Annotated in this window: 7 protein-coding genes; 4 read left to right on the top strand and 3 right to left on the bottom strand. The window is 57.5% G+C overall.

The window, feature by feature from the left end:
• Positions 1-143 precede the first annotated feature (143 nt).
• Positions 144-2,780: an aminopeptidase N gene (gene pepN, locus PSQ90_RS02595; protein WP_282211889.1), complete on the bottom strand. Its 2,637-nt coding sequence runs from the start codon at positions 2,778-2,780 to the stop codon at positions 144-146.
• A gap of 291 nt (positions 2,781-3,071) precedes the next feature.
• Between pepN and PSQ90_RS02590 the strand changes: the two genes are divergently transcribed.
• The 4 genes from PSQ90_RS02590 to PSQ90_RS02575 all read left to right on the top strand — a co-directional run bounded on the left by PSQ90_RS02590 (position 3,072) and on the right by PSQ90_RS02575 (position 9,848).
• The gene (locus PSQ90_RS02590; RefSeq protein WP_282211888.1) at positions 3,072-4,934 is read left to right on the top strand and encodes an ABC transporter ATP-binding protein; all 1,863 of its coding nucleotides are present in this window, start codon (positions 3,072-3,074) and stop codon (positions 4,932-4,934) included.
• A gap of 220 nt (positions 4,935-5,154) precedes the next feature.
• Entirely contained in the window at positions 5,155-7,650 is a 2,496-nt protein-coding gene (locus tag PSQ90_RS02585) for a beta-mannosidase (RefSeq protein WP_282211887.1), read from the top strand.
• A 231-nt stretch (positions 7,651-7,881) separates the two neighbouring features.
• On the top strand, positions 7,882-8,586 hold the full coding sequence (locus tag PSQ90_RS02580; RefSeq protein ID WP_282211886.1) for a flavodoxin family protein: 705 nt from the start codon (positions 7,882-7,884) through the stop codon (positions 8,584-8,586).
• A gap of 5 nt (positions 8,587-8,591) precedes the next feature.
• Positions 8,592-9,848: a bifunctional alpha/beta hydrolase/OsmC family protein gene (locus PSQ90_RS02575; RefSeq protein WP_282211885.1), complete on the top strand. Its 1,257-nt coding sequence runs from the start codon at positions 8,592-8,594 to the stop codon at positions 9,846-9,848.
• A 27-nt stretch (positions 9,849-9,875) separates the two neighbouring features.
• On the opposite strand, the gene PSQ90_RS02570 is transcribed toward PSQ90_RS02575, so the two are convergent.
• Together PSQ90_RS02570 and PSQ90_RS02565 are read right to left on the bottom strand one after the other, a co-directional pair.
• Positions 9,876-10,250 carry a hypothetical protein gene (locus PSQ90_RS02570; protein ID WP_282211884.1) on the bottom strand — a complete coding sequence of 125 codons (375 nt, stop codon included), beginning with the start codon at positions 10,248-10,250 and terminating at the stop codon, positions 9,876-9,878.
• A gap of 35 nt (positions 10,251-10,285) precedes the next feature.
• Entirely contained in the window at positions 10,286-11,269 is a 984-nt protein-coding gene (locus PSQ90_RS02565; protein WP_282211883.1) for a DUF3179 domain-containing protein, read from the bottom strand.
• Positions 11,270-11,277: the final 8 nt, after the last annotated feature.

Genomic DNA, 11,277 nt, shown 5'->3' with positions numbered 1-11,277 from the left:
AACAAACAATGAATCAAGCCGGGTGTGATTGTCCATACCCCTATATGACGCCCGGTTGCCCGCGCGCCATTTTCGTGAGTCAGTTGAATCACTTAGCGTTAGAGAAAAATTCTTCCAATCCTGGCGCCACTGGAACCGTGCGCCTAGTCCGCCAGCATCCGCCCCAAAATGTCAGCCGTGTTGCGGCTAAGACTTGCTGATTGTTGCAGGTCTGCAAGTGCCGCCTTGGCTGCTTCGCGCCGCTTTGGCTCCAGAATGGGCCAAATTCGGAACCCGGTAAGCACCCGCGCCGCCACTTGCGGATTGCGCGCATCCACATCGGCCACGAACCCGGTCACAAACCGGAAACCGGCGCCATCAGCGCGGGTAAACTGCACCGGGTTGGACAAGACAAAGCTACCCACAAGCGAGCGCAGGCGGTTGGGGTTGTTCTTGGGGAAGGCCGGATCGGCCAGGATCGCTTGCATGCGCTCGATTACCCCGTCGTCATCTGCCCGCGCGCTGATCATCAGCCATTTGTCCAGAACCAGTGGATCGTGGGTTGCAAAGCGGGTGTGAAAATCGGCCAGAAGGCCCGCCGCATCGTGGGTCCATTCGGTGCCCACTATCGTCAGGGCAGCAAAGCGATCGGTCATATTGCCGGCTTCGCTATATTGCTGGACCGCCAAAGCATCATCGCCACCTGCCCCGACAATCAGTTTGAGCAGTTGGTTGCGCAGGGCGCGCTGCCCGGCCTGTGCGGCATCGGGCGCGTAGGGCTTGTTGCTGGTCAGCGCCTCATAGGCAGTTTCAAGAGTGCCCACGACCGGCCCAAATAGTGCCGCAATAAAATCCTTGCGCGTTGAATGGATCCGGGCTGGATCAATGTCCTTGCCGATCTTTTGACCCAGTACAGAGGCGTCGGGAATTTCCAGTGCCAGTGCCTTGAACGCGTCGTCCAAAGTGTCGCTATCAAGGGTCTGCAGCGCCGCCTGACGCAATCCATCGAGCGCCTTGTCGTCCCACCGCTTACCATCAACGGCGTCGATCAGCAGCGCGGAACTGACGTCCTGAAGGGCTTCCCAGCGGTTGAACGGGTCACTGTCGTGCTGCGCCAGAAACAGCAGATCATCCTGCGAGCGATCCGCATGCACCTGCACCGGTGCGGAAAACTCGCGGAACAGCGACGGCACTGGCCGATTGGCGACGCCTTCAAAACGCAACACTGCGCTATCCTCGCGCAGAACAATCATGTCGTCGCGAACCTCCGCCCCGCTAACGCTGGACCAGCCCATCGGGCTGCCGTTGGGCCCGATCAGTCCAAACCGGATCGGTATCACCAAAGCCGACTTTTCCAGCTGGCCGGGTGTCGCAGCGGTCAACTGGTCCAGTTCAAGCGTATAGGTCTGATTTTCGGCGTCATACGCGTCGCGCACGCTGACCTGCGGGGTGCCCGCCTGCAGATACCAGGTCTTGAATTGGTCAAGATCCATGCCGCTGCTATCGGCGAAAACCGCTAGAAATGCTTCAATCGTGGTGGCTTCCCCGTCATGGCGCTCAAAATAGAAGTCCATGCCCTTGCGGAACGCCGTTTCGCCGAGAAGCGTCGCCAGCATCCTGACAATTTCCGCGCCCTTTTCGTAGACGGTGGTTGTATAGAAATTGTTGATTTCCTTGTAGTGATCCGGCCTTGGCGCATGTGCCAGAGGACCACTATCTTCGGGGAATTGTGCGCTGCGCAGGCCCTGAACATTGTGGATGCGCTGCACCGGTCGGCTGCGCTCGTCCGAGGAAAATTCCTGGTCGCGATAGACCGTCAGCCCTTCCTTGAGGCAAAGCTGGAACCAGTCCCGACAGGTAATGCGGTTGCCTGTCCAATTGTGGAAATATTCGTGGGCGATGACCCGCTCGATCCCCGCATAATTGGCATCGGTTGCGCTTTCGGGCTGTGCGAAAACCAGCCGGTCGTTGAAGATATTCAGACCCTTGTTTTCCATGGCACCAAAATTGAAATCACTGACCGCCACGATGTTGAAGATATCGAGATCATATTCGCGGCCAAACCGCCGTTCATCCCACGCCATCGAGCGCTTGAGACTGTCCATGGCCCAGTCGCACTGGCTTTCCTTGCCATGCTCACAATAGATCGCCAGATCCACTTTTTTGCCTGAGGCCGTGGTGAAACTGTCGGTAATCGAGCCCAGATCACCCGCCACCATGGCAAAGAGATATGCCGGTTTGGGGTGCAGGTCCTGCCAGACAGCAAAATGCCGCCCGTCGCCAGCGTCGCCTGCGCGGACCAGATTGCCGTTTGAGAGCAAGACCGGAGCCAGTTTTGCGTCGGCCGTCAGCGTCACCTTGAAGACGGCAAGGCAATCAGGCCGATCCAGATAATAGGTGATGCGGCGAAAGCCCTCAGGCTCGCATTGCGTGCACCACACTCCGTTGGAGCGATAGAGTCCCATCAGCTTCGTGTTGGCCGCCGGGTCAAGATGCACTTCGGTTTCCAGCACAAATCGACGTTGCGGCGGTTCGACGATGGTGAGGCTATTGGCATCGCTCGCATAGGCCGATTGCATCAGCGGGGCACCATCAATGGCAACCGAGGACAGGCTCAAGCCATCCCCATCCAGCACCAGCGGCGTACCGGGCGGCGTTTCAGCTTCCGGCTCAATGCTCAACTGCGCCCGCGCGATGGTCACCTTGTCAAAAATATCGAAATCGAGATCGACAGCCACAATCCGATAGGGACTGGGCGCATAATCTTTGAGAAAAATGGTGTGCTCGGTTTCGGTGCGCATGGGCAAATATTCCAGTTGCAGATATCTGTGTTCTATCCCGTCCAATGACGGTAGCCAATTGGGCCATTTCGTGTATTCTGTGCGGCTAGCGTGCGCCAACTACATCCTTCTACGCCAAATTGGGCAGTCGTGGGGGCAAGATTTGCAGCGCAGCACATTCTCGTCCGCGTCATATCGTCGACGTAGGGAGGATGGTATCCGATATTTGGTTGATCGGGCTGGCTTGGCCAGCGACAGGGACGCCCTTTGGTGGTGTTTTCCCCACCGGTCGGCTCCTCTTGAGAGGCGATTATGATTACGCGGCTAATGCAATGGTTTGAAACCCGGCTCAATCCTTATCCCGAAGCAGAACCCTCAGAACCGCCAAAAGGCCTTCTGGAATTTTGCCTGCATTATAGCCATGGCGCCAAGAAATGGTTGGCCCTGATGGCGGCGGCGGCGGCGCTTATTGCCTTGGGTGAGATCATCCTGTTCGGATTCGTCGGCGACGTGGTCAATTGGCTGGCCTCGGCCGATCGGTCGACCTTTATCGAAACCGATGGCTGGAAACTGGCATTGATGGGCGCTTTCGTACTGCTGATTCTGCCCGGGCTCGGGGTCATCAGCACGGCGACTATGCATCAGACCCTGTTGGGCAATTACCCCCATCGCATCCGCTGGATGAGCCATCGCTATCTCATTCGCCAGTCGATGAGCTATTTTCAGGACGAGTTTGCCGGGCGTATTGGCGCCAAGCTGATGCAGACCTCGCTGGCTGTGCGCGAAGTGGTCATGAAGCTTCTCGACATGCTGGTCTATGTGGTCGTCTACTTTACCGGCGCCACCATTTTGGCGGCAAGCAGCGACTGGCGTCTGGCATTGCCTTTTCTCGCCTGGCTGGCGGCCTATGTCGCGCTGATGATCTATTTCATCCCCCGGATGGGCAAGATTTCTCAGGAACAGGCCGACGCCCGCTCCATGATGACCGGTCGCATTGTCGACAGCTATACCAATATCGCCACCGTCAAACTGTTCTCCCACTCCAATCGGGAGGAGAAATATGCCCGCCAGGCAATGGATGGATTTCTCGATACGGTCTATCGCCAAATGCGCTTGGCAAGCATTCTTCAGGTTGCTGTCTCCTGGCTCAATGCCGCCCTTCTGTTCGGTGTCGGCGCCGTTGGCATCTGGCTTTGGCTGGTTGGCACCATGACGCCTGGCGCCTTGGCGGTGTCGCTGGGGCTCGTCATGCGTTTTCAGGGAATGAGCCAGTGGGTCATGTGGGAAATGTCGTCGCTGTTTGAAAATATCGGCACGGTGCGCGACGGTATCTCCTCGATTTCACTGCCGCGAATGGTCGCCGATCAACCGAATTCTCAACCGATTGAGCCGGTCAACGGCGATATCAGGTTTGAGAATGTCGCCTTTCACTACGGCAAGGAAAGCGGGGTAATCGATGGATTGAACCTGCACATCCGACCGGGCGAGAAAATCGGTTTGGTGGGCCGCTCGGGGGCGGGAAAATCAACCATTGTCAATCTGCTGTTGCGGTTTTACGACCGGCAGGCAGGCGGTATCCTGATTGATGGCACCGACATTTCATCCGTCACCCAGGACTCACTGCGTGCCAATATTGGCGTCGTCACCCAGGATACTTCGCTGCTGCATCGCTCGGTGCGTGACAATATTGCCTATGGCCGCCCCGACGCCAGCGAGTCCGACATTCACCACGCCGCTGAACAGGCCGAAGCCGATGTTTTCATCGAGACATTGACTGACCCCACCGGTCGCTCTGGTTATGACGCCCACGTTGGCGAACGGGGCGTAAAACTCTCTGGTGGCCAGCGCCAGCGTGTCGCCATTGCGCGGGTCTTGCTAAAAAACGCGCCAATCCTTGTCCTGGACGAAGCCACCTCGGCGCTGGACAGCGAGGTCGAGGCGGCGATCCAGAGCCAGTTGCAGCTGCTGATGGCCAATAAAACCGTCATCGCTATCGCGCATCGCCTCTCCACCATCGCCGCCATGGATCGATTGATCGTGCTGGACGAAGGGCGGATTGTCGAACAGGGAAGCCATGCAGAACTGCTCGAACTGGGTGGCCACTATGCCCGCCTTTGGCATCGGCAATCCGGCGGCTTCATTGACGCCGACGCAGTTGAAACGGCGGCACAATAAGCTGCGCCGGGAGCCATTTTTGCGGCCCTCACGCAGTCTGGGGATCGGTACGGCGCGTCCGCCATCCCATCCGCGACGCAGTTCGTAAAATATTGTTTTATGCCCATTGGAAACCGGTTCACTATCGCCTAATAGTTCAATGAAATCGATTGCATCGGTTGGCTCTGTTCGAGCCGACCAACAGACCGGCAAACAAAATGTCCGGTGCGGGGAGCTTAAATTGGTTCAAATTGTTGCGCCCGATGGCGCCAATGTCAGCTATTCGGTATTGGATCTGGCGGGCACCTACCGCCTTTCATCACCCATCCACAAGACTACCGCCACGATCGACCTGCCCGGTGACGTGCATACTGCGTTGCTCGCCAACGGTGAAATTCCCGATCCCTATTTCGGCAGCAACGAAAAGGCTGTCATGTGGGTCAATGAGAGAGCCTGGGCGGTCGAACGCCAATTTGTCGCTACCCCAGACCAGATAAACGGTTATTTGACGCTGACCCTGTCTGAAATTGACTGCATCGCCAAGGTCTTCCTTAATGGTGAAGTCATCGCCTCGGCCCAGAACGCCTTCATCCGCTACGACATCGACGTCAGCGGCAAGGTGCTGGAGGGTAAAAATACCCTGCGCATCGAATTCGGTATTACCCGCGACGTCGCCAAGGCTCGCGCTGACGCCCATCCGTTCCCAATTCCCTTTACCTACAACTACCAGACCAACGGCCTGACCGGGGTTCATATGAACTTCGTGCGCAAGGCCGCCTGCCATGCCGGTTGGGATTGGGGCATCTGCCTGATGCCCATAGGCGTCTATGGCACCATGAGCCTGCGAAAGTCTCGGCTGGCGCGGCAGGAAAGCGTTCAGGTCGATCAAAACCATTCAAAGCGTGCGGCCGAACTGACCATCAAGACCCGCGTATTCGCCTTTGCCAGCGGCGATATCGAACTGACCCATACAATCGACGGGCAGGTTATTGCCGACAAGGTCTCGGTGTCGCTGGGTGAGAATATCTTCATCCACACCGCCACCATAAAAGATCCAAAGCTCTGGTGGCCCGCCGGGCAGGGCGATCAGCCGCTCTATGAGCTGACGACCGAACTGGATGGCGAAAAAGCCGTTCGCCAGCTTGGCTTGCGTAAACTTGAATGGGTCGTGGAAAAAGACGCCATCGACCATACCTTCAAATGCCGCGTCAACGGGCGCGACATAACCATGATGGGGGCCAACTGGATCCCCGCTGACGCCATTCCGAGCCGCATAACCCCGGCCGTAGTGCGCGATCTGCTCGAAAGCGCCAAAGCAGCCAACATGAACATGTTGCGGATCTGGGGCGGTGGCCAGTACGAGCCCGACTACTTTTATGAACTATGTGACGAGCTGGGTATCCTCATCTGGCATGATTTCATGTTCTCCTGCATGAGCTATCCGTCCAATCGTGAATTTCTGGACGATGTGCACACCGAGATCACCCAGCAGGTGCGCCGCCTGTCCCACCACGCTTGCCTTGCCCTATGGTGTGGCGACAACGAAGTTATTGGCTCGCTGGGTTGGTACCCCGAAACCAAAGCCGCACCCGAACGCTACGTCGCCAACTATGACCGGCTGAACTCAATGCTGGGCCGCATTGTCGAGGACGAGGACCCCGCCCGTCGTTTCTGGCCGTCGTCGCCCTCCATGGGCTATCTCGATTTTTCCGACGGCTGGCACGCCGATACGCGCGGCGACACCCACTATTGGGACGTCTGGCACTCGGCAAAACCCTTTGAGGCCTATCGGACGGTCAATCCGCGTTTTGCCTCCGAATTCGGTTTCCAGTCTTTTACCTCAATGAATGTCATCGAAACTTTTGCCGAGCCCAAGGATCGCAATCCCTCCTCGCCAGTGATGGAAAATCACCAGCGCAACGAGGGCGGCAACGCCCGTATCCTTGAAACCATGACGCGGTATTTCCGCTTTCCGTCCAATTTTGACCAGATGGTCTTCCTGTCCCAGATCCAGCAGGGGTTGGCGATCAAGACTGCCATTGAATATTGGCGCTCGACCAAGCCGCGCTGCATGGGCACACTGTTTTGGCAAATCAACGATATCTGGCCTGTTGCCAGCTGGGCCAGCCTCGATTATGGCGGGCAGTGGAAACTGCTGCACTATATGGCCAAGCGCTTTTACCTGCCGATCAATGTGGTGGCTGTCCCTGATTCCGAGAGTGGCAACATCGTTCTGAGCGGCATCAACGATACGGCCGCCAAAGCCAGCATCAATCTAGAGATTCTCGCGGTCAAGATGGCGGGCGGCGAGCGCACCATCCATTCGGGCAAGGCCTCGATCAGCCCTGACGCCGCCAAGGTCCTGCACCGCTTGGCCGCCGTCAACCTCGCCGAAGACGAATTCTTGTTCTTCAGTTGGACCGATGCCGATGGCCATCTGCTGGGGACGAACGATTTTTTCCCAACCGCCTATAAGAATTACGAACTGCCGCAGCCGAAAATCAAGACAAAGTGGTCAACCAGGGATGGCAAGCCCGTTCTCAGCCTGATCACCGACACCCCGGCGCTGTTTGTTACCGCTACGGTCGATGTGCCTGGCTATTTTTCCGACAACGCAATCACCCTGCTGCCGGGCCGAACCGCAAATCTGCAATTCACTGCCCGTCATGGCAAAAAGGTTTCGGCCACCGAATTGGCCAAATCGCTCAAACTGCGGGACTTGTCAGAAACTTTTTAGGCTCAGGCGTCCAATGTGCGATTAAGCAAGGCCTGTCGGTGAACCCGGCAGGCCGATTTGGTTTCGGGGTGCGTTTGTCTGTAACAGCAGACGCCATTGCCAGACATAGTTGGAACTTTCTCCGCCCGTGCCTGATTGACGTCAGGCTGGCCGGATGTGGTCAGTTTGCGCAGCCGTGCCCGTGCGCTATGTTCAATCGGCGCTGCCGACCAAATGCGAGGAAATTTGCCAATGACCGATTATTCGGATCTGAAAGCCATATTCTTGAACTGCAGTTTAAAGCGCTCTTCCGAAAAATCGCATACCCAGACCTTGATGGATGTTTCCAAGGCGATCATGCAGGCCAATGGCGTCACGACGCAGACCATACGTGTGGCCGACCACGAAATTCCCCCTGGCGTCTACCCCGACATGACTGAATATGGCTGGCCCAAAGACGAATGGCCGGCCCTTCAGGAGCAGGTCATGGCCGCCGACATACTGGTGCTGGGAACCCCCATTTGGCTGGGCGAAAAATCATCGATCTGCAGCCGTGCCATCGAGCGGCTCTATGGCTTTTCAGGCAATCTCAATGACGCCGGACAATACGCCTATTACGGTCGTACTGGCGGCTGCATTGTTACCGGCAATGAGGATGGCATCAAGCATTGTGCCATGAACATTCTCTATTCCCTGCAACATCTTGGCTATGTCATCCCGCCACAGGCCGATGCCGGATGGATCGGCGAGGCAGGGCCGGGCCCCTCATATGGCGACGACGGCAAGGTGGGGCTCGACAATGACTTCACCCAGCGCAACACAACGTTCATGACCTGGAACCTGCTGCACCTTGCGCGCATGCTCAAGGATGCCGGCGGCATACCCGCTCATGGCAACCAGCGTCCCGCCTGGGATAAGGGCGAACATTTCGATCATCCCAACCCAGAATATCGGTGATAGCCATGCCCACTGAAGAGTTTTCCTTCATCAATGCCAAGGGCGAGCAATTGTCTGGTCGGCTAGAAACCAGCGATACACCGGCACGCAGCTATGCTGTATTTGCCCATTGCTTTACCTGCGACAAGACTTCGCTCGCCGCCACCCGGATATCGCGCCGCCTGGCCGAAAAGGGCATCGGTGTGTTGCGGTTTGATTTCACCGGGCTTGGCGATAGTGAGGGAGAGTTTGGCAATGGGCTGTCCTGCGACAGAACCGACATTATTGCTGCCGCAGAGTCGATGGCCGCTTCTGGCCGAAAAGTCGAATTGCTTGTCGGCCACAGTTTTGGCGGTGCGGCAGTGCTTTCCGCGGCAGCCTCAATACCCGGCGTGACCGCAGTTGCGGTATTGGCCGCCCCTTTTGATCCCGAACATGTGCTGACCCATGTCGAAACCGACACCGAGCATGACGGTGAAGGCCGGGTTCCCGTCAATATTGGGGGTAGGGCGTTTGAGCTTGCACCCGACTTTGCGAGCGAACTTGCCCGATACGAACCCGAAGTTGAAATCGCCAAACTCGGCAAGGCCCTGTTGATCCTGCACGCCCCCACCGACGCCGTGGTTTCCATCGGCAACGCCACCCGTATCTACACGTCCGCCCGCCACCCCAAGAGCTTCATCTCGCTCGATGATGCCGACCATTTGCTGACGCGCCGCCGCGACGCCGAATATGCAGCCGATTGTCTGTCGGCGTGGGCAACGCGATATCTTGAAGCGCCTGCCACTGCAACGAAGCCGCAACTGCCCAATGGCGATGGCGTGGTCGTCACCGAAACCGGCGCTGGTAAATTCCAGGTTCATGTCGCGACCGCCTCGGGCAGTTTCATGGCAGATGAACCCGTCAGCGTTGGCGGCATGGCCAGCGGTCCCACCCCTTATGGATTGGTCTCCGCAGGGCTAGGCGCATGCACAGTCATGACCCTGCGGCTTTACGCAGATCGCAAGAGCCTGCCGATTACCGCCATCCGGGCCGAAGTCACCCACAATGGCAAAGGGGCCGATGGTCGCGACGAATTTGACCGCCAGATAAGCTATGACGGCAAGCTGAGTACCGATCAACATGAAAGCGTCATGCGCATTGCCGACAAGTGCCCGGTTCATAGGACCTTGGAAGCCAGTTCTGCCGTCGTGACCCACTCTGTGGTCGAACTCAGTCCCGCCCCCGACACGGCCAGCCAACACGCCGAGGCGATGGACGAGGCGTGCCGCCAAAATTCATGAAGTCGCCATTGCTGTAGCGGGCCCTGATCAGGCGCCGCGTGCGCGGCCAACGCCGACTGCGATCAGGCTGGTAAGGGCACCAAGGCCAACCATCCATCCAATATACCAAAACCGACCCGCCAATCCGTTTTCGGCGTAGGATGCGACAAACTCAGCCTTGCCGAAATATGCGGCCAATCCAGCTGCCAACAAGACAACGCCCGCGAGCCCCAGCGCCAGCATCCGGGGCACACGGAACCACAACAGAACAAGGGCGACCGCTGCCCCGGCAATTGCCCCAATCCACGATGTCGATTGCGCCCAGAATGGGTGCGCGCCCAGAAATGTAACAATGCCGGAATAGCCCAGGATAAGCGTGATGGCTGCGGCCAGCAGCAGTGCAAACGGGAAGGGAAACCGCATTCAAGAATTCCTCTTTGGAACGGTCGGGCGTTCAATCATTGTATGATCGGCACATCAGGATAAAATACATGCGCAACGAAGGCGAATGTCAGATCGTGGACAATATCGGCACCGTCCTTGGTAACAACCACCGTACCGATATCGCGTCCCTGCTCGATGCTGTGCGCATCCAGCGCTGAAGCAACGCCATCCTGATAGGACACAGTGTAGCCGTTGCGCTCATAGGCAGATTTGCGGACACGTTCGAGACTTACAATGATCGGCTCGGCACCGGTATCGACCACAACCACATGGGCCATGGCCGCAATGTCGTCCGGCAGTTCTCCCTGAAACAGGAAGGGCCGCTCGGCGGTGTCATAGTTTTGATAGGGATTGTCGCCATATCGCCGGAAATTGGGATCATTGGGCACCAGCACCTGACCGCTGGGATTGTCCTGCCTGAACTTTTCAAACGAAACGATCCGCGAGGGCATCTTCTTGAGATCACGCCCCGTCAGCGCGCCTACAACGGCGTCGCCAGAAAACTGCTGCCACCAGCTTTGGGTGGTGCGGTCATACATGATCAGGTCGGAATGACGCAGTTTGCCCGTTGTTCCGAATTCCAGCGTCTGCCCATCCAGCCGCCGGTCAAAAACGATGGCTGCATTGCACAGCGGGCAATAGGTGACGGCGACAGGGACGCTATCGACAACGTCGTTGACAATCTCATGCCAGATCAGCACGCGCAGCGGATAGGCCCGGCTATCGCCCTCGATTGGAAATTGAATAACCGGCTCACGCCCATCAATATCGGTAATGGCATCGGCTGATTCAAACCGAGGATTGTCGATGGACGGAATGCCGTCACGCGGCGGTCCGCCCGAGATTATTTCCGATAGGTCGATGCTTGATTGGGAAAAATCGGTTTCCCAGCCTTCACCGCTCCAGGCGCTGGTCTGCGCCTGCGCAAAGGCGGCCGATGCGAGATAAATCAGGCAGGCCAACGCCATAACAGGATAGATCTGATGATTGCGTTCCATATACCCAA

The organism is Devosia rhodophyticola (assembly GCF_028816475.1).
Lineage (GTDB): Bacteria > Pseudomonadota > Alphaproteobacteria > Rhizobiales > Devosiaceae > Devosia > Devosia rhodophyticola.
Note: the sequence above shows the minus strand (reverse complement) of the source record. Positions and strands in the feature narration are given on the sequence as shown.